The sequence below is a fragment of the Actinokineospora sp. NPDC051303 genome, from assembly GCF_055586285.1.
The window spans coordinates 278317-303998 of sequence record NZ_JBVJIN010000002.1 but is presented as its reverse complement, the minus strand read 5'-3'; the positions used below and the strand labels follow the sequence as shown (position 1 = coordinate 303998).

29 protein-coding genes are annotated in these 25682 nt (G+C 69.5%); 13 read left to right on the top strand and 16 right to left on the bottom strand.

Annotation, left to right across the window (positions count from 1 at the left end):
• Nucleotides 1–55: 55 nt before the first annotated feature.
• Together ACZ6SD_RS03200 and ACZ6SD_RS03195 are read left to right on the top strand one after the other, a co-directional pair.
• The gene (locus ACZ6SD_RS03200) at nucleotides 56–388 is read left to right on the top strand and encodes a PASTA domain-containing protein (protein ID WP_091449800.1); all 333 of its coding nucleotides are present in this window, start codon (nucleotides 56–58) and stop codon (nucleotides 386–388) included.
• A complete protein-coding gene (locus ACZ6SD_RS03195) occupies nucleotides 385–726 on the top strand; it encodes a nucleotide pyrophosphohydrolase (protein ID WP_465315226.1) in 342 nt (113 codons plus the stop codon). Before ACZ6SD_RS03200 ends, ACZ6SD_RS03195 begins: the two co-directional genes overlap by 4 nt.
• Nucleotides 727–850: 124 nt before the next feature.
• Here the strand turns inward: ACZ6SD_RS03195 and shbA are convergent, their stop codons facing one another.
• The 4 genes from shbA to ACZ6SD_RS03175 all read right to left on the bottom strand — a co-directional run bounded on the left by shbA (nucleotide 851) and on the right by ACZ6SD_RS03175 (nucleotide 5422).
• Nucleotides 851–1513, bottom strand: a complete 663-nt coding sequence (gene shbA, locus ACZ6SD_RS03190; protein ID WP_465315225.1) for an RNA polymerase sigma factor ShbA — start codon at nucleotides 1511–1513, stop codon at nucleotides 851–853.
• A gap of 139 nt (nucleotides 1514–1652) precedes the next feature.
• Nucleotides 1653–2360, bottom strand: coding sequence for a glucosaminidase domain-containing protein (locus tag ACZ6SD_RS03185; protein WP_465315224.1), 708 nt, complete (start codon nucleotides 2358–2360; stop codon nucleotides 1653–1655).
• 42 nt (nucleotides 2361–2402) lie between these two features.
• Nucleotides 2403–3611 carry an endonuclease/exonuclease/phosphatase family protein gene (locus ACZ6SD_RS03180; protein WP_465315223.1) on the bottom strand — a complete coding sequence of 403 codons (1209 nt, stop codon included), beginning with the start codon at nucleotides 3609–3611 and terminating at the stop codon, nucleotides 2403–2405.
• A gap of 407 nt (nucleotides 3612–4018) precedes the next feature.
• Complete coding sequence (locus tag ACZ6SD_RS03175) at nucleotides 4019–5422, bottom strand: SDR family NAD(P)-dependent oxidoreductase (RefSeq protein WP_465315222.1); 1404 nt, start codon at nucleotides 5420–5422, stop codon at nucleotides 4019–4021.
• A gap of 311 nt (nucleotides 5423–5733) precedes the next feature.
• Between ACZ6SD_RS03175 and ACZ6SD_RS03170 the strand changes: the two genes are divergently transcribed.
• Together ACZ6SD_RS03170 and ACZ6SD_RS03165 are read left to right on the top strand one after the other, a co-directional pair.
• A complete protein-coding gene (locus ACZ6SD_RS03170) occupies nucleotides 5734–6633 on the top strand; it encodes an AurF N-oxygenase family protein (RefSeq protein WP_465315221.1) in 900 nt (299 codons plus the stop codon).
• A 383-nt stretch (nucleotides 6634–7016) separates the two neighbouring features.
• The gene (locus ACZ6SD_RS03165) at nucleotides 7017–8168 is read left to right on the top strand and encodes a macrolide family glycosyltransferase (protein ID WP_465315252.1); all 1152 of its coding nucleotides are present in this window, start codon (nucleotides 7017–7019) and stop codon (nucleotides 8166–8168) included.
• 21 nt (nucleotides 8169–8189) lie between these two features.
• Here the strand turns inward: ACZ6SD_RS03165 and ACZ6SD_RS03160 are convergent, their stop codons facing one another.
• Together ACZ6SD_RS03160 and ACZ6SD_RS03155 are read right to left on the bottom strand one after the other, a co-directional pair.
• On the bottom strand, nucleotides 8190–8540 hold the full coding sequence (locus ACZ6SD_RS03160; protein ID WP_465315220.1) for a metallopeptidase family protein: 351 nt from the start codon (nucleotides 8538–8540) through the stop codon (nucleotides 8190–8192).
• 4 nt (nucleotides 8541–8544) lie between these two features.
• A complete protein-coding gene (locus ACZ6SD_RS03155) occupies nucleotides 8545–9498 on the bottom strand; it encodes a septum formation family protein (protein ID WP_465315219.1) in 954 nt (317 codons plus the stop codon).
• A 132-nt stretch (nucleotides 9499–9630) separates the two neighbouring features.
• Between ACZ6SD_RS03155 and ACZ6SD_RS03150 the strand changes: the two genes are divergently transcribed.
• Genes ACZ6SD_RS03150 through serS form a run of 4 tightly spaced genes read left to right on the top strand, consistent with a single transcriptional unit; the run spans nucleotide 9631 to nucleotide 13346 of the window.
• Entirely contained in the window at nucleotides 9631–10359 is a 729-nt protein-coding gene (locus ACZ6SD_RS03150) for a hypothetical protein (protein ID WP_465315218.1), read from the top strand.
• A gap of 1 nt (nucleotide 10360) precedes the next feature.
• A complete protein-coding gene (locus tag ACZ6SD_RS03145) occupies nucleotides 10361–11524 on the top strand; it encodes a glutathionylspermidine synthase family protein (RefSeq protein WP_465315217.1) in 1164 nt (387 codons plus the stop codon).
• A gap of 37 nt (nucleotides 11525–11561) precedes the next feature.
• On the top strand, nucleotides 11562–12032 hold the full coding sequence (locus tag ACZ6SD_RS03140) for a DUF350 domain-containing protein (protein WP_465315216.1): 471 nt from the start codon (nucleotides 11562–11564) through the stop codon (nucleotides 12030–12032).
• A gap of 51 nt (nucleotides 12033–12083) precedes the next feature.
• Nucleotides 12084–13346, top strand: coding sequence for a serine--tRNA ligase (gene serS, locus ACZ6SD_RS03135; protein ID WP_465315215.1), 1263 nt, complete (start codon nucleotides 12084–12086; stop codon nucleotides 13344–13346).
• 64 nt (nucleotides 13347–13410) lie between these two features.
• Here the strand turns inward: serS and lhgO are convergent, their stop codons facing one another.
• Entirely contained in the window at nucleotides 13411–14592 is a 1182-nt protein-coding gene (gene lhgO, locus ACZ6SD_RS03130; RefSeq protein ID WP_465315214.1) for an L-2-hydroxyglutarate oxidase, read from the bottom strand.
• A 41-nt stretch (nucleotides 14593–14633) separates the two neighbouring features.
• On the opposite strand from lhgO, the gene ACZ6SD_RS03125 reads away from it, so the two are divergent.
• The 3 genes from ACZ6SD_RS03125 (at nucleotide 14634) to ACZ6SD_RS03115 (ending at nucleotide 17664) form a co-directional block, all read left to right on the top strand.
• Entirely contained in the window at nucleotides 14634–15950 is a 1317-nt protein-coding gene (locus ACZ6SD_RS03125) for a lipopolysaccharide biosynthesis protein (RefSeq protein WP_465315213.1), read from the top strand.
• Between the two features lie 77 nt (nucleotides 15951–16027).
• Entirely contained in the window at nucleotides 16028–16672 is a 645-nt protein-coding gene (locus ACZ6SD_RS03120) for a class I SAM-dependent methyltransferase (protein ID WP_465315212.1), read from the top strand.
• Between the two features lie 59 nt (nucleotides 16673–16731).
• Nucleotides 16732–17664 carry an NAD-dependent epimerase/dehydratase family protein gene (locus ACZ6SD_RS03115; RefSeq protein WP_465315211.1) on the top strand — a complete coding sequence of 311 codons (933 nt, stop codon included), beginning with the start codon at nucleotides 16732–16734 and terminating at the stop codon, nucleotides 17662–17664.
• Here the strand turns inward: ACZ6SD_RS03115 and ACZ6SD_RS03110 are convergent.
• Nucleotides 17661–18011, bottom strand: coding sequence for a DUF2304 family protein (locus ACZ6SD_RS03110; RefSeq protein ID WP_465315210.1), 351 nt, complete (start codon nucleotides 18009–18011; stop codon nucleotides 17661–17663). The two genes, ACZ6SD_RS03115 and ACZ6SD_RS03110, sit on opposite strands and share 4 nt — an antisense overlap.
• Before the next feature lies 1 nt (nucleotide 18012).
• Entirely contained in the window at nucleotides 18013–18705 is a 693-nt protein-coding gene (locus ACZ6SD_RS03105) for a glycosyltransferase family 2 protein (protein WP_465315209.1), read from the bottom strand.
• Between the two features lie 173 nt (nucleotides 18706–18878).
• Between ACZ6SD_RS03105 and ACZ6SD_RS03100 the strand changes: the two genes are divergently transcribed.
• The gene (locus ACZ6SD_RS03100; RefSeq protein WP_465315208.1) at nucleotides 18879–20075 is read left to right on the top strand and encodes a glycosyltransferase family 2 protein; all 1197 of its coding nucleotides are present in this window, start codon (nucleotides 18879–18881) and stop codon (nucleotides 20073–20075) included.
• A gap of 113 nt (nucleotides 20076–20188) precedes the next feature.
• On the opposite strand, the gene ACZ6SD_RS03095 is transcribed toward ACZ6SD_RS03100, so the two are convergent.
• The 3 genes from ACZ6SD_RS03095 to ACZ6SD_RS03085 all read right to left on the bottom strand — a co-directional run bounded on the left by ACZ6SD_RS03095 (nucleotide 20189) and on the right by ACZ6SD_RS03085 (nucleotide 21544).
• Entirely contained in the window at nucleotides 20189–20401 is a 213-nt protein-coding gene (locus ACZ6SD_RS03095; protein ID WP_465315207.1) for a DUF397 domain-containing protein, read from the bottom strand.
• A gap of 77 nt (nucleotides 20402–20478) precedes the next feature.
• The gene (locus ACZ6SD_RS03090) at nucleotides 20479–20691 is read right to left on the bottom strand and encodes a DUF397 domain-containing protein (protein ID WP_465315206.1); all 213 of its coding nucleotides are present in this window, start codon (nucleotides 20689–20691) and stop codon (nucleotides 20479–20481) included.
• A gap of 19 nt (nucleotides 20692–20710) precedes the next feature.
• Entirely contained in the window at nucleotides 20711–21544 is an 834-nt protein-coding gene (locus ACZ6SD_RS03085) for a helix-turn-helix domain-containing protein (RefSeq protein WP_465315205.1), read from the bottom strand.
• Between the two features lie 204 nt (nucleotides 21545–21748).
• On the opposite strand from ACZ6SD_RS03085, the gene ACZ6SD_RS03080 reads away from it, so the two are divergent.
• On the top strand, nucleotides 21749–21973 hold the full coding sequence (locus ACZ6SD_RS03080) for a hypothetical protein (protein ID WP_465315204.1): 225 nt from the start codon (nucleotides 21749–21751) through the stop codon (nucleotides 21971–21973).
• A 184-nt stretch (nucleotides 21974–22157) separates the two neighbouring features.
• On the opposite strand, the gene ACZ6SD_RS03075 is transcribed toward ACZ6SD_RS03080, so the two are convergent.
• The 4 genes from ACZ6SD_RS03075 to pheA all read right to left on the bottom strand — a co-directional run bounded on the left by ACZ6SD_RS03075 (nucleotide 22158) and on the right by pheA (nucleotide 25631).
• Nucleotides 22158–22967, bottom strand: coding sequence for an ABC transporter permease (locus ACZ6SD_RS03075; RefSeq protein ID WP_465315203.1), 810 nt, complete (start codon nucleotides 22965–22967; stop codon nucleotides 22158–22160).
• On the bottom strand, nucleotides 22964–23977 hold the full coding sequence (locus tag ACZ6SD_RS03070; RefSeq protein ID WP_465315202.1) for an ATP-binding cassette domain-containing protein: 1014 nt from the start codon (nucleotides 23975–23977) through the stop codon (nucleotides 22964–22966). Before ACZ6SD_RS03070 ends, ACZ6SD_RS03075 begins: the two co-directional genes overlap by 4 nt.
• A 134-nt stretch (nucleotides 23978–24111) precedes the next feature.
• Nucleotides 24112–24720 carry a histidine phosphatase family protein gene (locus ACZ6SD_RS03065; RefSeq protein WP_465315201.1) on the bottom strand — a complete coding sequence of 203 codons (609 nt, stop codon included), beginning with the start codon at nucleotides 24718–24720 and terminating at the stop codon, nucleotides 24112–24114.
• A complete protein-coding gene (gene pheA / locus ACZ6SD_RS03060) occupies nucleotides 24717–25631 on the bottom strand; it encodes a prephenate dehydratase (RefSeq protein WP_465315200.1) in 915 nt (304 codons plus the stop codon). The genes ACZ6SD_RS03065 and pheA overlap by 4 nt, the downstream gene beginning before the upstream one ends.
• Nucleotides 25632–25682: the final 51 nt, after the last annotated feature.

Below are 25682 nucleotides of genomic sequence, written 5' to 3'. Positions count from 1 at the left end.
GGCGCGTCAGGCGATCGGTGACTATTGAGGCGCCCAGGCCGAACCAGGGGGTCCCATGCGCGTGCTCGCCGCTGTCCTGCTCGCCGTCGCCCTCGCGGGCTGCGACCCGGCCGGTCCGGTGCCCGAAGTGCCGACCCTGGTCCCGCCGAGCGCGTCCACGGCGTCGCTGGCGCTGCCGAACGTGGTCGGGATGGTCCACCAAGACGCCCAGGACACGCTGCAGCGAGCCGGTTTCCACTACCTGACCGAGGAAGACGCCACCGGTCAGGGCAGGTTCCTGGTGTCCGACCGCAACTGGGTGGTCGTCGAGCAGATCCCGCCCGCGGGCACGGTCATGCCGCAGTCGGACAAGGTGCTGCTGCGGTCCAAGAAGAAGACCGACAAATGACCCTGGACGACCTCGCCGCCCGGCAGCGCGCGTTCGCCGAAGCCCGCGACTGGGGCCCGTTCCACACCCCGAAGAACCTGGTCATGGCCCTCACCGGCGAGGTGGGCGAGCTGACGGAGCTGTTCCAGTGGCTCACCGCGGCCGAGGCGTCCGCCGCGGCGGACGACCCAGCGCTGCGCCCCCGGATCGAAGACGAGCTCGCCGACGTGTTCCTGTACCTGATCCGGCTGGCCGACGTGCTCGGCGTCGACCTCGTCGCCGCGGCCAACGCCAAGATCGACCGCAACGAGCACCGCTTCCCGCCCGGCGTCGGCGGCGCGGCCCTGCGCAAGGACTGACCCGCCGGACCGCGCCATCCCACGTCGGTCGTGGCCTGTCCCTCCCCGGCCAGGCCACGACCGACGGGTCTCCCACCCTCGGGTCTTACCGTGTTGGTCTTAGCTGCTCTTACCGGCGTTGGTCTTAGCGGCGGCGCGCCAGGGTCTTGCGCAGCCGATTCAACGCCCGGTGCTGCGCGACCCGGATGGCCTCCGCCGTGGTGCCGACGATGTTCGCGGTCTCCTGCGCTGACATGCCCATGACCACGCGCAGGACCAGGATCTCGCGCTGGCGGGGCGTCAGCGTGCGCAAGAGGGCACCGGTCTGCTCTACCAGCTCGTTGCGCAGCGTGAGCTGTTCCGGGCCGTCCTCAACGCTCATCACGTCCGGCGTGTCCGCGATCGGCTCGGACTTGTCCCGGGTGTTGGCCCGGTGCACGTCGGCGATCTTGTGCGCGGCGATGCCGTAGACGAACGACAGGAAAGGACGGCCGAGCTGCTGGTAGGTGGGCAGCGCGCGGAACACCGCGACGCACACCTCCTGCGCCACGTCGTCGGCGCTGCTGAACGAGCGCGGGAGCCTGCCCAGTTTGCTCCGGCAGTACCGCAGGACCAGGGGACGCAGGAAGACCAGGAGCTCCTCGGTCGCGCGGGCGTCGCCCCCGATGGCCTCGGCGACGACCGCGTCCAGGTTGTCCCGCTCGACCCGGGTCGTGACGCGCGTGCCGTGGCGGGCGGGCTCGGCGACCCTGGTCAGCGATGCTTCAAGAGTTGCCAGCTCCTCTTCCAGGTCCACTGTGCACAACATCGCGTTCCTCCTGCGCCAAGGGCGGTGCTCTCACCACTTACAGAGCGCGGAGGGAGTCGCGAAATACAGGACGAACGGCTCTATTTTCGGCGGGACCGCACTTTCACGGTCACGAGGCGTAACGCGTACGGCCCGTCACTCACGGTTTCGGCCGGTCGAACCGGTAGAGGTTGTGGTCCCGCATGATCTTGATCACCTTGTCGGCGTACATGGGGTCCGTGGCGTACCGCTTGGCGATCTCGGCTATGAACGCGTTCGGGTCGCCTGCCAGCGGCAACGCGGCGGCGTAGTACGGGCTCCTGGTGATCAGCCTGCCGTAGTCGCGGAAGGAGGAGCCCAGGGAGTCGTACACGCGGAACCAGGCCGTGGCCGGGTGACACTCGGGCGTGCATTCGGTTGTCGGATAGTCACGACAGCCGATCGCGATCGGACCGGGGCCCGCGGCGGTGCACTTGAACCCGAAGAAGTTCCTGTCGTTCACCGCGAGGGCGCTGCGGCCCCATCCGGATTCCAGGATCGACTGCGCGGCCGTCACCGAAGCCGGGATCTTGAACTCGGTGGCCACCGCGCGGGCGGCAGGCTCGGCAACGGTCAGGTACCGGGCGTCGACCATGCGCAGCGCCTGGTCACGCACCTTTTCCTGGGTGTCGAGATCGGTCATCGCGCCGTGCTCGACCGCGATGTCCTCTTCGATGTCGATCTGGTCGTGGATTGTGGTTTCGGCGATGGCGGTCGTCGCGGCCGGGCCGTTCGCGGTGACGGCTTGCCCCTGCGTGAGGAACACCGCCGCCACCGCGCCGACAATTCCGGCCGCGAACCGCAATCGCAACCTCGTTGTTGTGTCCATCATTCGAGCGTCATGCGGTCGAGAATGACCCGCAACCGTTGGTCACTCTTTCGAGTTAACTCGGTTTAGGCGCACGTCGACCCGGACTAGTTTGTGGTCTGTCGCGTCGTTGAGCCGGTCGAACTCGGTGCCGGGAAGCGGCCAGAAAACGGCGCTTTCCAGGGGGAACAGCTCACGCGACGGCAGCACGTAATCGGCGCGCAAATTGCCGGGGGCGTTGTCGGAGAAGTCACCGGTGTCAAAATACGGATCGCCCATGTGGGTGTTGTTCGCGCCGCCCTGCACCCGGGCCGCCTCGACCCCACCCGCCGACCCCGGCCGCACGTCGAACACCCTGGGCGCGGTGAGGAGCTGCTGGATCGCGCCGGGGACGCTGTCGCCGTCGACCTCGTCGGAGTTCTGGTCTCCCGCGACGACGAACCGCTCCCCGAACCGCAGTCCGCCGCGATTGCCGTTGTCGTCGTAGATGTAGCGGCTCTTACCGGGGTTCAGGTAGTCGGCCCAGAACCGGATTTCGTCGTGATTGCGGGTCCCGTTGCGGTCCTCGGCCCCGTCGAACACCGGCGGAGTGGGGTGCGAGACCAGGAAGTGCACGTCGTGCCGCCCCACCTTGATCGGCACATCCCAGTGCGACTTCGAGGACAACCGGAACACGTCCAGCACGGCGGGCGAATACCAGTCCCCCGCCGCTGGCGTCGCCGGGTCGTCCGGCAGCAGCGCGCCCGGCATGTCCTTCCACCGGAAGTGCTGGAATGTGCGGATCGCCGCGGTGTCGATGGGGTATTTCGACAGCACCAGCATCCCGTACTGCCCGGGGAAGAACCCGAACCCGTAGGCGTCGTCCGCCGTCCCGGTCCGCCCGTCCCGATTGAGGTCGAACCCGGTCGGCACCCCGGTGTTGACCGGCGCGCTGAACGCGTACGGGTAGTCGATCCCCGCCGCACCATTCTGCCCGCGCTCCAGGTAGTTGTCCCGAAAGAGATCAACAGCCGCGGGCGCGTAGTCGAACTCGTTGATGAGCAGCACATCCGGCCGGTTGCGCTGAACGACCTCAGCCACCTTCCGCGCCTGAACGTTGTCCGGCGTCGACAAATCCGCCACAAGCTGCCCGGCAGCGGCTCGATTCAGCGACGCGTTGAACGTCGCGAACCGAACCACGGGCGACACTCCCGAAGCGGCATCGGCCACCGGCGCGGCGATGGCCCCCGCGACTAACGGGAGTACGAGTAACAGGGCGCGTTTCACGGGCATCCTCCTAGTAAGCGGTAGGCAACCTTGGCACCCGCCCACAACCACAGAGTGAGCGCCGAGTGAAGGCTTGGCACCTTCCACATGGCCCACCCCCGCGCCCCGCGCCGGTGGGGCGCCCCAGGTGGAGTGCCGCCCGAACAGGCAAGACGCAGGTGAGGCACCCGCCCAGAACCGACGCGCGGGCGAAGCGCCACCCTGACGGCGAGGTGAGCCGCCCGCACAGCGGGCGAGGCCCAAGGAGCGCATCGCCTCACCGACGAGTAGGGCGCTGACCCAGCAGGGGCTGGGCGTGACACCGCCCCGTTCCGCTCGGGGGTCGCTGGTGGAGGGCGAGGCGCGTTTCCGAGGTTGGTTCTTTGCCTGGGTGTTGCTTCTCGCGACCGTGTCGGCCTGTGAGCCGCGACGGGTCAGAGTGACAGTCCGGTCTCTCGGACGCACAGGTCCCACAGGTCTTGCCGGGCCCGCGGGTCGTCGTGGCGCCAGGGAAGGTAGTGGGTCGGGCGGATGGCCCGGTCTTGCCACAGATGCCCGCTCGACCGTCCGGGCTCGTCGGCGGCCGCGACCCAGACGATCGTGTCGGCGCCCTGGTCGGGAGTGCGCAGCAGCGAACCCACGACTTTCTCGGCTCCCGGCGCCAACGCACCCGGCACCAACGCGGTCACGCCCGGGACCCGCGCCCACCCGGGCTGGGCGCTGTGCACCACAACCCCGTCATCGGCGAGGCGGTGCGCCCACTGCTCGGCCAGCACCAGCCGCATCCGCTTGATTCGCCCGTCGCCCTTCTCGCGGTGCTCCCCCGCCGCCGACCGCGCGTCATCCCCACGCAGCGGATGGGTGTAGGCGGCACCGGAGGTCACGAACACCACCCGCCCCTTGGCGGCGGCCAGCGCGGGCCGCAACAGTCCGGTGAGCAGGAACGGTCCCAGCACATCCCGGACCAACACGTCCTCGACCACGCCCCCACCGACAGCCGCATCTCTCTCGGCAGCCGCGCCCCCACCGACAGCCGCGCCCCTCCCGGCAGCCGCATCCCCACCGACAGCCGCGCCCCCACCGGCAGCGGCATCCCCACCAACAGCCGCATCCCCACCAGGAGCCGCGCCGCCACCAGCAGCCGCGTCGCTCCCGGCAGCCGCGTCGGTCCCGGCAGCCACATCCCGACCGGCCGCCGCGTCCGTCTCGGCAGCGTCGGACGGACTGGCCGCGTCAAGACCAGCGGTCCCGACTACGCCCGCGCGCCCCGCGTCGACAGGCTCGCGTGAACCAGTGGGCACACCTGTCTCGTCGGCTCCACCGGGATCGGTGGCCCGGCCGAGGTCGTCGGTCGTCCCGCCCGCACCCGTGCCCTCGGCGGCTGCGCCGCTGTTCTCGACACCAGCGGTCGTGCCGCTGTCGTGCGCGCCGCCGCCGTCCGTGGCACCCGCGTTGTGCACCAGCACGTCGAGGCTGCCGTGGGAGCTAAGGAAGCGTTCGGCGAACTCGCGGACGGCTCGCAGGTCCGTCAGGTCGCACTCCTCCAGTTCGAGGTGGGCGTCGGGGACCTTCTCGGCGATGTCGAGGCGTTCCCGTTCTCCCTCCTCAAGGTCGTCGACCAGCAGGTGCACTGTCGCGCCGAGCCTGGCCAAGCCGACGACGGCGGCCTTGCCCAACTCGGAACTCACCCCCGTCGCCAGCACCACGCAGCCCTCCAGGGCGTCGGGCGCCGGATCGGCGGGCCAGAACCTGCTGCGCACCGCGTAGCCGAGCCGGGTGTAGCCGGGAACCACCGTGCGGTCCAGCACCGCGTCGAGGACTTTCGCCGCCACGCTCATGGCTTCGACGCTAACCCCCGAGCGGGGTTTCCGCAGGTCGTCCGCCTGGGACGAATCGTGGCGGGATCGACCGCCTCAGGTCATGGCTTCCTCCGTTTCCCGTTCGAGGAGTGGTCTTCGTGGGCGGTCGGTTTTCCTGGGATTCGGTTGGGCTCGGAACCTTGTGCGGGAGGAGGCGTGGCCGCGATCTCCGCGAAGCCGCGCGGCCCCTTGACAGGAGTGGCCCGGGTCACCCACTCTGGACAAGAGGTAACTGTTACTACCGGTAACACCGGTGGCGATGAGGCCACCAGGCTGAGGGGTGGACGGCGATGGCGCGGGTACCGCAACCGAAAGATGCCGACCGGGTCGCCGCGCGGCTTCTCGACGCGTCGGTGCGCAACACCTACGACCCGTTCCTGGACATCGACTGGGCAGCGCCGCTCGCCGAGGGCAAGGCCTACATGCCGTTCGAGCGGGTGTCCCTCTACGGCACCGACCTCTGGCGGGGGCTGAGCGAGGAACAGCGCGTCGAGCTGTCCAAGCACGAGATCGCCAGCATCGCCAGTGTCGGCCTCTGGTTCGAGATCATCCTCATGCAACTGCTGGTCCGCTACGCCTACGACCTCGACCCGCGCAGCCCGCACGCCCAGTACGCCCTCACCGAGATCGGGGACGAGACCCGGCACTCGATCATGTTCGCCAAGGCGATCGAGCGGTTCGGCGCGCCCGCCTACGGTCCGGGCAGGCTGTTGCACCGGCTCGGCCGGATCTACAAGACCGTCGCGGGCGGACCGTCGATGTTCGCGGCCGTGCTCGTCGCCGAGGAGGCGACCGACCGGCTCCAGCGCTCGACCATGGACGACCCGGACATGCAGCCGCTGATCCGCATGGTCAACCGAATCCACGTGATCGAGGAAGCCCGCCACGTCCGCTACGCCCGCGAAGAGGTGCTCCGCGCTGTCCCCACGCTCAGCCGCGCCCAGTTGGAGTTCCACCGCCTGGTCACCGCCGCCGTGGCGGTCGCGGTGATGGACGCGCTGGTGAACCCGAGGATCTACCGGGCGGTCGGGATCGCTCCTCGGGAAGGCCGCGCGGTGGCCATGGCGAACCCGCACTACCGGGAGACCCGCCGCTGGATGACCGAGAAGGTGGTCGAGTTCCTCACGGAGACGGGGATGATCGGCGGCCCATCGACAGCCATCTGGAAGCGCGCCCGCCTCATTGGGTGAGCCGACACCACCGGACCCGGATGCGATGGGCCTGGGTCGGGCGGTGTCGAACGCGCCTGCGGCGATGGTCCCGGGCCTGACGGCCGAGGGGTGGGCGGGTGTGCGAGGAAATGTGGTCATGGCTTGAGGTTAGGTCGGGAGCGGCGGGCGAGGCGGAAGTTATCCACATACCCCGAAACCATCCACAGGCGACAGAGCACAATGGACAGAGCGATAAATCGGGTGTAATGGCGAGCCGCCTGCGCTACCGTCGAGGCATGTTCGGTTTCCAGGTCTTCTACCTCTGATCCCGCCCCCGGGCGCCCCATGCCGTGGGGCGGCCCGCGCCGGCGTCCGCTGATCCGAGTACCTGGGAGTCCGTCTTGTCCAAGCACATCTCTTTCATGGCCGTGCCCGCCCACGGCCACGTCAATCCGAGTCTGTCCCTGGTCGCCGAGCTGGTTCGGCGCGGGCACCGGGTGACGTTCGCGATCAATTCGGAGTTCGCGAAGCAGGTGACCGAAGCGGGGGCCACCGCCGTCCTCTATGACTCGACCTTCCCCTCCGAGTCGAACCCACGGCGGGAATGGCCCGCCGACGACGACGTCGTCGCGGCGCAGCGGTTGTTTCACGACGAGTTCATCGCGGTGACACCGCAAATCGAGGCCGCGTACGCGGGCGATCTACCGGATCTCGTCGTGTACGACATCGGGGCCTGGCAGGCGCCGGTGCTGGCGAAGAAGTGGGGAGTGCCCGCGATCCAGCTCTCGCCGACGTTCGTCGCCTACGAGGGGTGGGCCGAGGACTTCGGCATCGACCTCGAAGCCGCGCCGGACCCGGCGATCGCGGCGATGGAGGCCGAACTGGAGGCGTTCGCCGCGCGCATCGGGGCCGAGATCACCGCATCGGAGGTCAAGTACCAGCCGAAGCGGTGTGTGGTGACCATTCCGCGCGCCTGGCAGATGCGGGGTGAGACGGTCGATGAGCGGTACACGTTCGTCGGACCGAGTGTGGACGAGCGGGCACACCAGGGCGAGTGGCAGGCGCCGGGGGACAAGCCGGTGCTGTTGGTGAGCCTGGGGTCCGCGTACACCGACCAGCTCGACTTCTACCGACAGTGCGTTGACGCGTTCACCGGCATGGGGTGGCACGTTCTGCTTTCCGTCGGCCGGTTTGTCGACCCGCGCGACCTCGGTGAGGTCCCGGACGACATCAAGGTCGTGCGGTGGGTGCCGCAGGTGAGCGTGCTGTCGCAGGCGACCGCTTTCGTCACGCACGGCGGCATGGGCTCGGTCATGGAGGGGCTGTGCTTCGGGGTTCCGATGGTCGCCGTACCGCAGGCCGTGGACCAGCCGTTCAACGCCGCCCGCCTGGTCGACCTGGGGCTCGGCGCGCATCTGCCCAAGGACGAGGTCACGCCAGCGGCGCTGCGCGCGGCGGTCTCGCGGGTCAGCTCCGACCCGGAGATCGCGGCGAACCTCGCGAAGATGCGCGCGGAGATCCGTGCCGCTGGCGGCGCTCGGGCCGCCGCCGACGTGGTCGAGTCCTGCCTCTGAACCGCGTGGCTCGGCTGGGGCTCAGCCCCAGCCGAGCTCGTGGAGGCGCTCGTCGTCCACGCCGAAGTGATGGGCGATCTCATGGACGACGGTGACGGCGACCTCTTCGACCACGTCCTCTTCGCTGTCGCAGATGTCGAGTATCGCGTCGCGGTAGATGAAGATCCGGTCGGGAAGCTCGCCGCCGTACATTGACGTGCGCTCGGTAAGCGCGATGCCGTGGTAGAGGCCGAGCAGCGTCGGGTCCTCCGGGTCGCGGTCCTCCACCAGCACGACGACGTTGTCCATCGCCGAGGCGAACGCGGGCGGGATCAGGTCGAGGGCGTCGGCCACCAGCTCCTCGAAGCGGCGCCGGGTCATCTCCACGGCCACCGGCTCACCCGCCCGGCGAACTCGGTGGCGGGGCCGGGCTCGACGGGGCGGGCGCGGCCCGCACGCTGCCGCGGACCGGGGCCAGGCCGCTGCCGTCGGACAGCTTCGCGCCGACCTTGCAGTCGACCTTGCGGGAGCCGACCTCCCAGCTCTCGGGCCGCAGCGTGTCCGGGTACGGGGTGAGGCCCTTCGCCGCGAGGTCGGCGCCGCCGGTGTACGCGGCGGTGACCGGAGCGCACAGCTCGATCGCCTTCTCGGTCTGCGCCACCTCGTCCGGGAACTCGTTGGGGAAGGCGGGGCCGAGGTCGACGCTGCCGACGATCTCGAACGCGTGCGCCTTGTCGCAGTCGATGGGGCCGCCGATGTTCTGGCCGTCGAGCGCGAGGCAGGTGCCCGGCTCGTGCACATTGGACTGGTCCTGGTTGGCCGCGGACCCGGTGCTGGGCAGCAGATTGCCCGACAGGCCCGCCCGCTGGAGTCCACACCGCAACTTGCGGTCGCCGTCGCGCCACTGCGCGTCACTGGGCTTGAGCGCGTTGACCGTGTACTTGCCGAACGGGTCGAGCCTGCCGCCGAGGTAGGTGGTCGCGCCGGGGGTGCACTTGGCCAGGGCGATCTCCTGCCAGCGCGCCAGGTCGGGCGGGGCGGCGTCCGGCGGGTGCTCGGCGGAGATGTCGACGTTGCTGGTCACCTCGAACAGGTGCGGCTGCGCGCAGTCGACCTGCCGCAGGTCTGCCCCGTCCGGCGGGGTCCAGTTGAGACAGCTGCCGGTGGGGGCGTCGAACGCGCGGGCGCGCTCCTCCTCGGCCGGGGTGAGGTCGCCGCCCACGCCGACCGGCCAGGAGAACGCCATGCTGGTGGCCAAGAGCAGCAGCGCGCCCGCGAACGCCCCGACCATCATGAGCCGGGTTTTCGCCGTGCTGTCATTCGACCGAAACCAGTCGCCGCGTCCAGACATCTACTCCATGATGCCGTGTCCCGCCGGGGGCGGCGGCCACCGGGACCGAACGGAGATGCGTCAGGTTGCGATCAGGACAATCATCGGACCCCGACGGCCAACGGTCGGTAGGGTTCGCGCCGGGAGTGGTTCATGACTGACAACGACATGCCGAGCAGCGACAAGCCAGGCAGCGACAAGCCGACGAACCCGGCCACGCCCGACGGCTCCACCGAGGAGACGCGGGCCTTCGAGGCAGGCGACGGCACCAGCGGGCCCACCGGCGGCGCGTCGACTTCGGGCGACCCCGAGACGACCCCCCTGGTGGTGCCGAAGTACGAGCCGGAACCCGAGCGCAAGCGCGGGTCGATCAGCTTCCAGGACGAGTCGACCACTCCCCGGGAGCCCACGCTCGCCGAGCAGCGGGCCCGGCGGGAAGCCCTGCGGCGCGAGCGGGAAGCGGAAGAGGCCGAGATCGCCGAGGCCGAGCGCAAGCGCAAGAAGCGCAAGCGGATCCTCATCGGGACCGGCGTCACCGTGGGCGTCGTCGCCGTCGTCGCGGTGATCTACGCGGCGGCGACTCCGGACGATGACGAGGTCGTCGCGCACTGTGTCGACACCAATGGCGTGGTCGTGGACGACGACTTCTGTGACGACTCTTACGCGAGCAGCCACGGCGGGTACTCCAGTGGCGGCTTCATCTACATCGGCGGTAGCTCTTACCGCTACAACTACGGCGGCTCTGGCACCTACGGGCAGAAGGTGACCGGCGGCAGCTACGTCGCGCCGTCGAGCAACACCTCCGTCAAGACCGCTTCCGGTAAGACGGTGCAACGCGGTGGTCTTGGCGTCAGCAGCGGCGGTAAGAGCGGGGGAAGCTGAGTTGCGCCGAGAGCGGTCCGAGCCCCGCGCCGACTGGCGCAAGAAGATCGAATCCCAGGGGCTCGTCTTCGGCAGTCCCGCCCGCTACGGCGGCGGTGGCGCGCGCCCGTACTGGGACGAGTCGGTGCACTACGTGTTCGACATGGACGAGGTCCTCTCCATCGAGGCGGACGTCGAGCTGCTGCACTCGATGTGCCTGGACGCGGTCGACAACGTCGTGCTGACCGAGCGGTACCGCGACTTCGGCATCCCCGAGTGGGTGTGGCCGCACATCGCCGAGTCGTGGAAGCGGCGCGACCCGCACATCTACGGCCGGTTCGACCTGCGCTACGACGGCTCCGGCCCGGCCCGGCTGCTGGAGTACAACGCCGACACCCCGACCTCCCTGCTGGAGGCGGCCGTCGTGCAGTGGTACTGGAAGACCGAGGTCTTCCCGGCCGACGACCAGTGGAACTCCGTCCACGAGAAGCTGGTCGAGCGCTGGACCGAGGTCGCCGACCTGCTCCCGTCCGGCGTCGTGCACTTCGCCTGGTCGCAGGCCGACCCCAGCGGCGAAGACCACATCACCACCGCTTACCTGCAGGAGACAGCCGCGGAGGCGGGCCTGGACACCATCGGGCTGGCCATCGAGGAGGTCGGCTGGGACCCGGTGCTCACCCGGTTCGTCGACCTCGCCGAGGCGCCGATGGGCACGGTGATGAAGCTCTACCCGTGGGAGTGGGTGGTCACCGAGGAGTTCGGCAAGCGCGTCGTGGAGTCGCTGCCGCGCACCCTGTGGGTGGAGCCGCTGTGGAAGATGCTGCTGTCGAACAAGGCGATCCTCGCGGTGCTCTGGGAGATGTACCCGGGCCACCCGAACCTGCTGCCCGCGTTCCTCGACCAGCCCGGCCTGCTCACCGAGTATGTGCGCAAGCCGAAACTCGGCCGCGAGGGCGCCAACATCCAGATCGTGGCCACCGGCTACGAGACGCAGACAACCGGCGTCTACGGCGATGAGGGATTTATTTACCAGGCGTTCGACCCCCTGCCGGAGTTCGATGGTTACCGGCCCGCTCTTGGCGCCTGGATCGTCGGCGACCACTCGGCGGGCCTGGGAATCCGGGAGACGGCCGGGTTGGTGACCGACGACGGCGCGGCATTCGTTCCCCACCGGATACCGCAATGATGTGCAACCGCAAGACCTGTACGCCCATGGAGGACGTGTGACCAGTCATCTCGCCGCGGTGTCGAACCTCGCGCTGCCCGCCGGATTCGGCTCCGACCTCGGCAAAGGCATCGGCGCCATCGCCCTCTACGCGATCGTCGGCCTCGTGCTGATGCTCATCGGCTTCTACGCGATCGACTGGACCACCCCGGGCAAGCTGTCCGACCTGGTCCGCGGCGGCAGGCCCAACGCGGTGATCGTGACCGCCTCCGGCATGCTCAGCATGGCGCTGATCATCGTCGTGGCGATCTTCTTCTCCGCCAGCGACCTCACCGCGGGCCTGATCACCTCGGTGGTCTACGGCCTGATCGGGATCGTCGTGCAGGTGCTGGCCGTGCGCACCCTGGAATGGGTGACCCGGCTCGACGTGCGCGGCACCATCGAGAGCGAGAAGTTCGCCCCGGCCAGCGTCGTCGTCGCCGCCGCGCACATCGCGCTCGGCCTGATCGTCGCCGTCGCCATCTCGTAAGCGCGGATACCGGTCGAGAAGCGACGCGACCGCGGACTACTCTCACACACCGTGATTGACCTCAAGGTTCTACGCGAAGATCCGGAGACCGTGCGCGCCTCGCAGCGCGCCCGCGGCGAAGACCCGACCACGGTCGACTCGCTGCTGTCCGCCGACGAACGGCGGCGGTCGGCGATCTCCCGCGCGGACACCTTGCGCGCCGAGCAGAAGCAGTTCGGCAAGCAGGTCGGCAAGGCCCGCGGCGAGGAGCGCGACGCGCTGCTCGCCAAGGGCAAGGAACTCGCCGCCGAGGTCAAGGCGGCCGAGGCCGAGCAGAACGAGGCTGAGGCGGCGCTGGAGGCCTTGCACCGCGCCCTGCCCAACCTCGTCCACCCGGACGCCCCGGTCGGCGGCGAGGACGACTACACCGTCGTCGAACACGTCGGCGAGCCGCGCCAGTTCGACTTCACCCCGCTCGACCACCTCGACCTTGGCCTCAAACTCGGCGCGATCGACACCGAGCGCGGGGCGAAGGTGTCCGGCTCGCGGTTCTATTTCCTGACCGGCGTCGGCGCGCAGCTGCAACTGGCGCTGCTGAACATGGCCGCCGCGCAGGCGACCGCGGCCGGGTTCACCCTGGTCATCCCGCCCGTGCTGGTGCGGCCGGAGATCATGGCGGGCACCGGGTTCCTCGGCGCCCACGAAAGCGAGATTTACCGGCTGCGCGACGACGACCTGTACCTGGTCGGCACCTCGGAGGTCGCCCTCGCCGGCTACCACGCCGACGAGATCCTCGACCTCTCGGCGGGCCCGCGCCGCTACGCGGGCTGGTCGACCTGCTTCCGCCGCGAAGCCGGGTCGTACGGCAAGGACACCCGGGGCATCATCCGCGTGCACCAGTTCGACAAGATCGAGATGTTCAGCTACTGCGCGCCCGAGGACGCCGAGGCCGAGCACCAGCGCCTGCTCGACTGGGAGAAGGAGATGCTGGGCAAGATCGAGGTGCCGTACCGGGTCATCGACACGGCTACCGGCGATCTCGGCACCAGCGCTCACCGCAAGTTCGACTGCGAAGCGTGGGTCCCGACGCAGCAGGCGTACCGCGAACTCACTTCGACCTCCAACTGCACCACATTCCAGGCCCGCCGCTTGGGCGTGCGGTACCGGGACGAGAACAACAAGCCGCAGGTGGCCGCCACCCTGAACGGGACCCTGGCGACGACCCGGTGGATCGTGGCGATTCTGGAGAACCACCAGCAGGCTGACGGCTCGGTGGTGGTGCCGGAGGCACTGCGCCCGTTCTTGGGTCTAGAGGTTCTGCGTCCGGTCGCCTAACCGGCACACGCATTAGCGCGACTGTCCGGCCGCGGGCAAGCCTGTCCGCGGCCGGACAGTCGTCTCAGTCCGCGGTCACCCGGTCGGCGATGTGGCGGCCGATTTCCAGCGCGCACGTGGCCGCAGGGGACGGCGCGTTGAGGACGTGGACCTGGTTCGGGGCCGTCTCGATGAGGAAGTCCTGGACCATCGAGCCGTCCGGCAGCAGGGCTTGGGCGCGGACGCCCGCCCCGGAGCGGACGATGTCGTCCTGGCCGACCGCGGGGACGAGTTTGGCCAGGCTCGCGGCGAAGCGCCGCTGGGACAGCGACCGCAGGACCTCGTCCATGCCGATCGGGTAGGCGTACTTGCGCGCCAGGCGCCAGGTGCCGGGGAAGCGGGCGGTGTCCAGCAGGTCGCCGAGGGAGATGTCGCGCCAGCGGTAGCCCTCGCGGCGCAGGGCCAGCACGGCGTTGGGGCCCGCGTGGACGGAGCCGTCGAGCATCCGGGTCAGGTGGACGCCGAGGAACGGCAGGGAGGCGTCGGGAACCGGGTAGATGAGGCCGCGGACCAGGTGGGCGCGCGACGGCCGCAGTTCGTAGTACTCGCCGCGGAAGGGGACGATGCGGGCCGCCGGGGTCAGGCCCGCCATGCGGGCGATGCGGTCGCTGTGCAGGCCCGCGCAGTTGACCAGGGCGTCGGCGCGGATGACGTCCCGCCCGGTGGCGACCTCGACGCCACCGGCCCGGCCGGGGCGGATGCCCAGGGCCGGGGTCGACAGGCGCAGGTCCGCCTCGCGCAGGTCGCGGACCAGGGCGGCGCACATGGCCGGGAAATCGATGATGCCGGTGCTCTCGACCCGCAGGGCCGCGATGCAAGACACCTCCGGCTCGTAGGAGCGGGCTTCGGCGGCCGAGATGAGCTTGGCCGGGACGCCGTTGGCCTCCGCGCGCTCGGCGAGCACCCGGAGAGCCGGTAGCTCCGCCTCCGAGGTGGCGACGACCAGCTTGCCGCAGAGTTCTACCGGAACGCCGTTAGCGCGCGCGTACTCGACTATCGAGCGGTTGCCCGCGACCGACATGCGGGCTTTGAACGACCCCGGCGCGTAATAGAGGCCCGCGTGCACGACGTTGGAGTTGTGGCCGGTCTGGTGAGCCGCCCACCGGTCCTCTTTCTCCAAGACGGTGACCGCCAGGCCGCGGCCCGCCAGTTCACGCGCTGTCGCCAGGCCCAGGATGCCGCCGCCGACCACCACCACATGTCGCACCCGGGCAGCTTAAGCGGACGACCGTTCTCTACGGTTGTCCGGTGACTGCCGCAAGCCTCCGGGAACGCTTCGGTCCCGCCGCCGGGATGGGCGCCGGACTCGTCGTGGTCGGTCTCGCGGGCTACGGGTTCCTCGCGCTTTCCGGGCACACCTTGTCCGCGGGAGACACCGCGGCGGTGTCGAGCTTCTACCTGATCATGAGCATCGTCGGGCCGGGCGTGTTCACCGGCGTCGAGCAGGAGACCAGCCGGTCGACCAGCGCGTGGCTCGCCACCGGCGGCTCGCTGCGCGCGATCGCGGGCCGGGCGTCGATGGTGGCCGCCGGACTGGTCGGCCTGGTGCTGGTGGTGTTGGCCGCGGCCTCGCCGGTGCTGACAGACAAGGCGCTCTACGGGCAGTGGGGGCTGTTCTTCGCGCTCCTGCTCGGGGTGGTGGGCTCGGCGGGCGTGTACGTGGTGCGCGGGCTGCTCGGCGGCACTCAGCGGTTCAACGGTTATGCGGTGAGTCTTACCGTCGAGGGACTGTCGCGGATCGTGTTGTGCGCGGCCGTGGTGGTCCTTGGACTGACCAACGCGACCCTCTATGCGTTCGTGTTCGCCTTGGGCGCGGTGTTCTCGTTGCTCGCCGGGCTGCCCTGGTTGCGGCACCGGGGCACGGCGGCTGTCGAGGTCGATGGGCCGCCGCCGACTGCCACAGACCACTCGGCGACCGCGATGGCGCGCGGCATGACGCTGCTGGTCGGCGCGACCCTGGGGTTCCAGGCGGTCGCCAACCTCGCGCCCATTCTGGTTACCGCGCGCATGGAAAGCGACAAGGCGACCGCGGCGGCCTTCGCGTCGGCGTTCGTGCTGGTGCGGATTCCGGTCCTGTTGTTCGCCGCGGTGCAGGCCATGCTGATGCCGGTCTTGACCAAGGCGGTGACCGTGGGCGACCTGCCCGCGGTGCGGGCGACACTGCGCAAGATCCTGCTGTTGCTGGCCGCGATCGGGGTGCCGACCGTGCTGGGCGCGACGGTCCTCGGCCCGTGGGCGGTGGAGTTCCTCTTCGGCGCCGAAGTCCGGTTGCCGCACGCCATGCTCGGGCTGCTTGCCGCCAGCACGGTCCTGCTGATGCTGACCCAGGTTCTTCTGCCCGCGCTGGTAGCGCTGTCCAAGCACCGGATAGTCACCGTCGCCTGGGTGATCGGCGGGGTCGTGCTCATCGGCCTGCTCTCCCTGCCGATCGACCCGGTGTGGACCGCGGTGTGGGCGCAACTCGTCGCGTGCGGCCTGGTCACCGCGGTGATGGCGGTCAGCCTGGTCGGGCCGCTGCGCCAGACGGCGGCCAAGCGGGTCCAGGAGCCGGAACCAGCGCGGTGACCCGGCCGTAGTGGGACTGAAATCACCTTGCGGTACCTTGGGCCGGTCCTCGCGTTCACCGTGGTCAAGGAGTTTCGGTGGGTATTGGTCCGACGATTCGCCACAAGCTGGGTCGGTTTGAAATTCCGGCGGCCGAGGCCTACCGGAACCGGTTCATCAACCTCGACGATCTGGCGACGACCCTCGCCAGCGCCCTGCCCGCCAAGCGCATCCTGGAGATCGGCTGCGGCGACGGGTCCTTCGGGCAGCGCCTGTGCGAGGTCTACCCGGAGGCGGAGTACGTCGGCATCGACGTCGCGCCCAACCCCGGCAGGCTTTTCCGCGGCGACACCAGCCGCGCCACGTTCCGCAGCATCCCGTCCTCGGAACTGGTCGCCGAGCAGCCGCAGCAGTTCGACCTCGTCTGCATTGTCGACGTGGTGCACCATCTCCCGGAGAGCCTGCGCGTCCCGGTGCTCAACGACGCCGTCGCGCTGAGCACCGAGGACGGCGTCATCGCTGTGAAGGACTGGGAGCGCGGCGCGGGCATCGCGCACGCCATGGCGTTCGCCGCCGACCGCTATGTGACCGGCGACAAGACTGTCCGCTTCCCCAGCCGGGAAGAGTTGCGCGGTTACCTGGCCGCCGGTCTGCCGGGCTACGACATCGCTCTGGAAGCCCGCATCCCGCCGCGCCGCAACAACGTGCTCTACGTGATGCGCCGCCCCGGGCACACCGGCTGATCCACACGGCCGCCGGTCGGCTGAACTCCGGTCGGGGCGGTTACGGCATAGTGGGGCGCATGCGCGCTCTCGTGACCGGCGGTGCCGGCTTCATCGGGTCCACCCTTGTCGACCGGCTCCTGCGGGACGGCCACGACGTGGTGGTGGTCGACAACCTGACCCGGGGCAAGCGCTCGAACCTCGACGCCGCGCTGGCCACCGGCCGCTGTGAGCTGCGCGAGGTCGACGTCACCGCGCCGGAACTGCACGACGTGCTCGCCGACGTCCGGCCCGAGGTCGTCTTCCACCTCGCCGCGCAGATCGACGTGCGGGTCAGCGTGGCCGACCCGCTGCTCGACCTCACGCAGAACGTCCTCGGCACGGTTAACCTCGCCGAGGCCGCGCGCAAGGCCGGGGTCCGCAAGATCGCGTTCGCCTCGTCCGGCGGGTCCATCTACGGCACCCCCGACGCGCTGCCGGTCGCCGAGACGCAGCCGATCAACCCGAAGTCGCCGTACGCGGCGAGCAAGGTCAGCGGCGAGGTCTACCTGGACACCTACCACCAGCTCTATGGCCTCCAGTGCACTCACCTGGCGCTGGCCAATGTGTACGGTCCGCGCCAAGACCCGCACGGAGAGGCGGGCGTGGTCGCCATCTTCGCCAATGCTCTGCTGACCGGTAAGCCCACCAAGGTCTTCGGCGACGGCGGCAACACCCGCGACTACGTGTTCGTGGAAGACGTCGTGTCCGCGTTCGTCGCCGCGGCGGGCGAGGTCGGCGCAGGCCGCCGGTACAACATCGGCACCGGCGTGCAGGTCTCCGACCGCGAACTACACACCCTCGTCGCCCAGGCCGCAGGCGCCCCCGACGACCCCGAGCACGCCCCCGCCCGCCTCGGCGACCTGCGCGCCTCCGCGCTGGACAACGCCGCCGCCCGGCGTGACCTGGGCTGGAAGCCCGAAGTGGACATCGCCGAGGGCGTGCGCCGGACCGTGGACTATTTCCGGGGCTAGCGCTCGGCGGGCTCCGGGTCCGGCTTCTCGGCGTTCTGGATGGCCACCGCGCGCACCAGCTTCGCGTACCGGTACTCCAGCTCCTTGAAGCGCAGGTACGTGTTGATCGTGGCGAAGCCGAACGCGACGACCGTGCCGTAGAGCAGCAGGTCGGTGCCTCGGCCGACGCCGAACAGGTTGGCCAGGCGGGTCAGCTCGGCTGGCCGCAGCACCGCGATCACGCCGAACACCATGAACAGCGCGAACCCGATCTTCACGCTGGCGGCGGTCTTGCTCTTGCCGTGGTGGCGCAGGAAGAACACCAGCAGCAGCACGACCGCCAGGATAAGCAGAACTTGGATCAGCATGTCAGCGCCTCGAACCGGTCTTCAGTGCGGTGTCGAACAGGATGTTCACTCCGTTGATGAGGGACTGGCCCTTCGCCATGGAGTACTCGGTGTAGAGAATCGTCACCGGCTCCTCGGCGACCCTCCACTTGTGCCGGTCGATCATTTCCACGATCTCCGAGGCGTGCCCCATGCCGTTGAGCGAGATGCTCATCTGCTCGGCGACAGTCCGGTTGAACACCCGCAGCCCGTTGTGCGCGTCGGTCAGCCCGAGCCGCTTCGTGCGCGGGCTCAGCGCGACCACCGTGCGCAGCACGACCCGCTTGATCCACGGGATGTGGCTGGTGTCGCCGCCGCGGAACCGCGTGCCGACGACGATGTCGACGTCCTCGGACTTGAGCCGCTTGAGCATCCGCTCCACGTCGGCGACCTGGTGCTGCCCGTCCGCGTCGAAGGTGACGAAGTACTTGGCTCCTGGCTGCGCGCGGGCGTACTCGACGCCGGTCTGCAGCGCCGCGCCCTGCCCGAGGTTCACCGGGTGGCGCACCAGGTGGGCGCCGGTGGTGCGGATCTGGGCGGCGGAGTCGTCGCGGCTGCCGTCGTCGACGCACACGATGTTGGGGAAGGTCTGCAGCGCGCGACGGGCGACCTCGGCGATTACCGCGCCCTCGTTGTAGACCGGGACAACCAGCCACACGTCTGACCAGTCGGACACGGGGTCCCTCCGAACGTGATGGTGTCGCGTCGCGCGACCGAGTACGGGTCTGAGGGTAACCGCTTGCGACGGTCGGCCTACCATGAGGCCGTCGGTTTCCACACCGTCGCCGGGCGCGTGTCGGTCACCCCATACCCTTCCAGCGCCTGTCCAGCTAAGGAGCGCGCACAGCCATGACAACGTCCAAGCCTGTGGCCGAGGCCGAGACGACCCCGTCAGCGGTCATCGAGCTGTCCATCGTCCTGCCCTGCCTCAACGAGGCCGAAACGCTGGAGACCTGCGTCCGCAAGGCGCGGAACTCCCTGGACTCCCTCGGCGTCGTGGGCGAGGTCATCGTCGCGGACAACGGCTCAACCGACGGGTCACAGGACATCGCCCGCGCCAACGGCGCCCGGGTCGTGGACGTCCCCCGCCGCGGCTACGGCGCCGCCCTCGCCGCGGGCATCGAAGCCGCTGGCGGCGAATACGTCCTGATGGCCGACGCGGACGACAGCTACGCCCTGGACGACATCGGCGGCTTCCTCACGGAGCTGCGCGCGGGCGCCGACCTGGTCATGGGCAACCGCTTCCAGGGCGGCATCGCCGAGGGCGCCATGCCGTTCCTGCACCGCTACCTGGGCAACCCCGTGCTGTCCAAGCTGGGCCAGCTGTTCTTCCGCATCCCGGTCGGCGACTTCCACTGCGGCATCCGCGCCTTCCGCCGCGACCGCATGCTGGAGCTGGGCCTGCGCACCTCCGGCATGGAGTTCGCCAGCGAAATGGTCGTGCGCTCCTCGCTCAACCACTTCGACATCCGCGAGGTCCCCACCACCCTGCGCCCGGACGGCCGCAGCCGCGCCCCCCACCTGCGCACTTGGCGCGACGGCTGGCGCCACCTGCGGTTCCTGCTGGCGTTCAGCCCCCGGTGGCTGCTGTATTACCCGTCGGTCGCCCTGATGACTGTGGGTCTGCTGGGTCTGCTGTGGCTGTCCTTCGGCCCCCGCCAGGTCGGCGGCATCGGCTTCGGCCTGCACTCCATGCTGGCCTTCGCCACCATGTTCGTGCTCGGCCTCCAAGGGATCGGGCTAGCGGTGGTGGCCCGCTCTTACGCCGCCCACCTCGGGCTCCTGCCCCCACCCTCAGGCCGAACGATCCTGCGCGTAGCGCGAGCTTCACTCGAACGTGGCCTGTGGATCGGCGCCCTGCTGATTCTGCTGGGCATCGGCTGCTTCGTGGTCGCCCTGAGCATCTGGGGCGCGGCCGGTTTCGGAGCCCTGGACGTTGTGGAGACCATGCGCGTCCCGATCCTCGGCATGGTCCTGCTGGTGACCGGCTTCCAGCTCATCAGCGTCAGCTTCACCCTGAGCCTCACCAAAATCGGCGAAGACTGAGAGAAACTTCCGCCGCACAGAAGAACTCCCGGGTAACAGTCCGTCGTGGACAATTACCCGGGAGTTCTTCTTCACTCGGAAGTGGGTGACTCGGTGCCGGGACCCGCGTGGTGTCAGCCGCGGTCGAGTTGGCCGTCGTGCGCTGCTGACAGGAAGCCGCGGAAAGCCGCGTTGTCGAGCAGCAACACCGCGCCAGAGGGCTGCTTACTGTCGCGCACCGCGCCGCCCTCGGACAAGCAGGCCAACTCGACGCACTGCGCCTGCGCTCCCCCTTCAGTTCGGGTGCTCTTGCGCCACCGTGCGCCCGACACAGCGGAAGCAGTCATGGCCACCGCTCCTTCACATCAGATCGGGAAATCGAAACTGGGTGACTCGGTGCAGTGTCCCGGCACCCCGCGTGGTGTCAGCCGCGGTCGAGTTGGCCGTCGTGCGCCGCAGTCAGGAAGCCGCGGAAAGCCGCGTTGTCGAGCAGCAACACCGCGCCGGAAGGCTGCTTGCTGTCCCGCACCGCACCACCCTCGGACAAGCAGGCCAACTCGACGCACTGCGCCTGCGCTCCCCCGCTCGTTCGGCTGCTCTTGCGCCACCGTGCGCCCGACACAGCGGAAGCAGTCATGGGCATGGCCACCGCCCCTTCACGTCAGATCGGAGATTCTGCGCTGCATTCTCTCACGGCTGGCGTCCTCGGGGTCGGCAAGCTCCCAGGTCAGAGCGAAGGTTTCGACGTAGGGCTTGGTCGCCTTCACGTAGTCGGACTTGGTCAGAGTCTCCACGTAGGCGATCGTCCGAGCGGGCACCGGCATGTAGAGCAGCGTGAACGGGCAACTGAGCGCGGGGCTCACGCCCGTCTCGTAGGCGAGGACTCGCAGTGACACGTTCGGTGAGTCGGCGATCGTCCGCAGGTGTTCGATCTGCCGCCGCAGCACGTCACGGCCCCCGACTTCGTAGTAGAGGGCGGCCTCGCCGATGACCGCGAACACGTGCGGCCCACCGTTCGCAAGCAGGCGGTTGCCACGCTCGACGCGAGCCGCGGTCAGCCTGGGCAACTCGGCCGCGGTGATGCCCGCCGACCGGGACAGCGCAGCCCTGGCGTACTCCTCGGTTTGGAACAGGCCCGGCACCTCGGGATAGACCATGCGGATCTCGGAGGCCGAGCGTTCCAGCACTACATAGCGCAGGTACGCGGGCCCGCTCACCGCTTGCGGCTCGGATCGCTTGCGGGCTTGGCTGGCGAGCTGCCGGAACTCCTCCGCCTCCGTGCCGGTCAGGCCGTACATCTCGATCAGCGTCGTGGTCTCGTCCCGCTTCGGCGCCAGCAAGCCCGTCTCGATTTTGCTGAGCTTGCCGCGATACTTGCCCAACCGCGTGTCGGCGTCAGCCAGCTCGATGCCGCGGGCGATGCGCAGTTCGCGTGCCTTCTCGCCGCACACGAGCCGCTGAATGAGCGGCCCGGGATCATCGTCAACCATGGGCGCAGTGTGCCGCAGGCCGCTGCCCGCCCAGCGGTAACCCGATCAAGCTCACTCGAAAGAGACTCTGTTATTCACCCGTTTGACAGAGGGTTAGATGGTGTCTCTGTTATACGGTAGCCGTGTTGGCAGGAATGCGCTGCGTGAGCGGAAGCCGCACCGGCGATGTCGGGTGAGCGCGGGACATAACAGGAGGACGGATTCATGATCACCGAACCGATCACCTCGGATCTGTGGATCGGACTGGACGCCCAGTGCGCGCCCCGGTGGGAGAAGGCAGGCGATGTCGCGCACCTGAAATTCGGCGACCGCGTGAACAACCTGACCCTGGTTGTCGAGGAAGAGGTGTTGGCGATGCTCGCGGACATGATCACGGCCGCGCGGGCCGAGTTCGCGGCCGAGCGCTCCGCCGCCACTCCGCCAGCCTGAGGGCTTCCCGTGCGATTGCTCCATCGAGCAATCGGTGACCCGACTCCATGCGGTGCTGAGTGAATTCGCCCGGGCGAAGGCGACCCTGAACGCTCGCTCGCGGCGCCGCTCAATGAAGTGCGTCAACGCCCGCGAGAGCACCCCGGGTGAGGCGGCACGACGACGCGCCGCCTCACCGGAGGCACTACTTGCTTGCGACCTTGCGGTACTTCGCCACCGCGATCGGGGTGAAGATCACCAGGATCGCCACGCACGACACGATCGCGAACAGGACCGCGTGCTGCGCGGGCCAGGACTCCGGGCGAGCGGCCAGCACGCCGGGGCGTTCGTTGCCGAACAGTTCGCGGGCCGCGTCGGCGACGGCGGTGACCGGGTTCCACTCGGCGAAGACCTTGAGTGGGCCGGGCATGCTCGACGCCGAGACGAACGCCGACGAGATGAAGGTGACCGGGAACATCCAGATGAAGCCCGCGCTCTGCGCGACCTGGACGCTGCCCGACACCATGCCGATCCACGCGCCGATCCAGGACATGGCGAACGAGAACGCCAGCAGCATGGCGTAGCCGATGACCGCGTCCACAAAGCTGCCGCGGATGCGCCAGCCGACCAGCAGGCCGCAGACCGACATCACCAGCAGGCCCAGTGCGCTGACCACCAGGTCGGACGTGGTGCGGCCGACCAGCACCGCGGCCCGGGACATGGGCAGCGAGCGGAATCGGTCGATGACGCCCTTCTCCAGGTCGGCGGCCATGCCGATGGTGGTGTAGGCGGAGTTGAACGCGACCGTCTGGGCGAAGATGCCGCCCATCAGGAACTCGCGGTAGGCATCGGGGTCGTTGCCGATGCTGTTGCCGAAGACGAACGCGAACAGCAGCACGAACATGATCGGCTGCAGGGTCGCGCCCAGCAGCAAGTCCGGCTGGCGGCGCACGTTCATCAGGTTGCGCCACGTGACGACACCGCTGTCGCGGGTGCTCGCGGAGATCGTGGTCATCGGGACTTCGCCTTCCTGCCCGTGCGCTTGCCCTCGGGCTCGGCGGCGGGCTCGTCCTCGGCCGAATGGCCGGTCAGGGAGAGGAACACGTCGTCGAGGGTCGGGCGGTGCAGGGCGACATCGAGGACGGTGACGCTCTGCTGGTCGAGCCTGCGCAGCGCTTCGACCAGGGCCTTCGGGCCGGTGTCGACCTTGACGTGCACGCGCCGCTGGTGCTCCTCGGTGACCGGCTCGTCGGAGCCGACCTCGGACAGCACCTGGGCGGCCAGGGCCAACTCGCCCGGCTCGCCCACGATGATCTCCAGCCGCTCGCCGCCGACCTGGGCCTTGAGCTGGTCGGCTGTGCCGTCGGCGATGACCTTGCCGTGGTCGATCACGAAGATCTTGTCGGCAAGCTGGTCGGCCTCCTCCAAGTACTGCGTGGTGAGCAGGACCGTGGCGCCATCGGCGACCAGTTCGCCGATGACCTCCCAGGTGTCGAGCCGCCCGCGCGGGTCCAGCCCGGTGGTCGGCTCGTCCAGCACGACGACCGCTGGCTCGGCGACCAGCGCGCCCGCGAGGTCGAGCCTGCGGCGCATGCCGCCGGAGTAGGTCTTGGCTGGCCGGTCCGCGGAGTCCTGGAGCCGGAACCGGGTCAGCAGCTCGCGGGCGCGGGCCGCCGCGTCGGTGCGGTTCTTCCCGTAGAGCCTGCCGACCATGTAGAGGTTTTCGTAACCGGTGAGGTGCTCGTCCACGGCCGCGTACTGGCCGGACAGGCCGATCGAGCGCCGAACGGCGTCCGGATCGGCCACCACGTCGTGGCCCGCGACGAAGGCCCGCCCGGAGTCCGGGCGCAGCAGAGTGGTGAGGATTCGCACGGTGGTGGTCTTCCCGGCCCCGTTGGGGCCGAGCAGACCGAGAACGGTGCCTGCGGGGATCTCTAGATCGACACCGTCGAGGGCGCGGGTCGACCCGAAGGTCTTGACCAACGCTTCCGCGCGCACAGCGATCGAGGACGCGGGCGGGGGCATGTGCCCTCCCTGGATAGTCCGAATGAGTCAGTGCCCGGAGGGTAAACCGGGCCACCGACAAAGTCGGCCCATTTTCGTCGAGAGCAGCACCCGATCGGCCCAACTCACACCACTGAGGGTGAGGAACCTAGGGCCTAGAGGTCGACCCCGGTCCACTCCAGGCAGTGCCACCCGGTCTCGCGCCACTCCATCAGCACGTGCCCAGTGTTGGGCAGGGGTCGCGCGTTGGCCAGCTGAGCGCCGATGTTGTCGCACAGCCAGTCGGCGACGAGCCGGATGACGCCGCCGTGCGCGACCAGCACGACCAACCCGTCCGGGTGGCTCTCCTGGATCGCGCGGAGCGCGGCGAAGCAGCGCGCGCGGATCTCTTCGCCGCTCTCGCCGCCGGGCATCGCCGCGGTCACGTCGCCTTCGGCCCACTGGGCGAAGACCTGGCCGAACAGCGTCAGCGCGGCGTCGTCCGAGCGGCCCTCCAAGTCGCCGACCTGAAGCTCGTGCACGCCGTCGACAACCACTACCGGCAGCCCGTGCGTCTTCGCCAACGGTTCGGCGGTCTCCTGCGCGCGCGTGGCGACACTGGCATAGACGGCGATCACGGGCTCGTCCGCGAGCCGTTCGGCGAGGGCGGCGGCCTGCCTGCGGCCCATCTCGGTCAGCGGCGGCCCGGGCGGGCGGGAGTCGAGCAGGTGCCGCACGTTCGAGGGGGTCTCGCCGTGCCGGATCAGCATGACCCGCAGGCTCACGTGTCCTCCCCTCGGCGCAGCGCGGCCAGCCAGGTCGCCGACTCACGGTAGTCGGCGTCGCCGGTCCCGTCCGTCGCTGTCGACGCCACACCGTCCGCTTTGGGATAAGAGCCGAGGAACCGCACGCGCTGACTGCGGCGGTGCAGCGCGGCGAGAGCGTCGCCTACCCGCTGCTCGGCAATGTGGCCGTCGAAGTCCAGATAGAAGCGATACTCGCCGAACCGGTTACGCAGTGGGCGAGACTCGATCCGGGACACGTTGATGCCGCGCATCGCCAGCTCGGTGAGCATCGCGGCCAGCTCCCCCGGCCGGTGCGACACGACGACGAACACCGACGTCCGGTCGGCCCCGGTCGGCTCGGGGAGCGCGCCGGGACGGGAGAGCACCAGGAACCGGGTCACCGCGTCCGGCTCGTCGGCGACGTCGGTCGCCAGCTCCGCCAGCGGGTAGTGCGTGGCCGCGACCGGGGCGGTGACGGCCGCGTCGAACTCCCCGGCCAGCACGCCGACAGCGGCGGCCGCCGTGGAGGTCGACGCCATCTGGGTCGCGTCCGCCATGTGCTTACCGAGCCACTGTTGGACCTGTGCGAGCGCGTGCGGGTGGCTGGCCACGGTCCGCACGTCCGCGAACGTCGCACCGGGACGGGCCAGCACGGAGAACCGGACCGGCAGCACGCGCTCGGCGACCGCCACGACGGGCGCGTCCCCGGCGAGAGTGTCCATCGTGGCCGACACCGCGCCCTCCACCGAGTTCTCCACCGGCACGCACGCCAGGTCGGCCTCACCCGCGCGTACCGCGGCGACGGCAAGCGGGATCGTCGGCAGTGGAACCAGCTCCGCGTGCGCGTCGAACGCCGCGGCGGCCTGCTCGGTGAAGGTTCCTCGGGGCCCGAAATAGGCGATTCTCGGCACGCGCTCACCCTACGCACGATCGGGGAACTCCTGTCACAGACCGTCGATGGT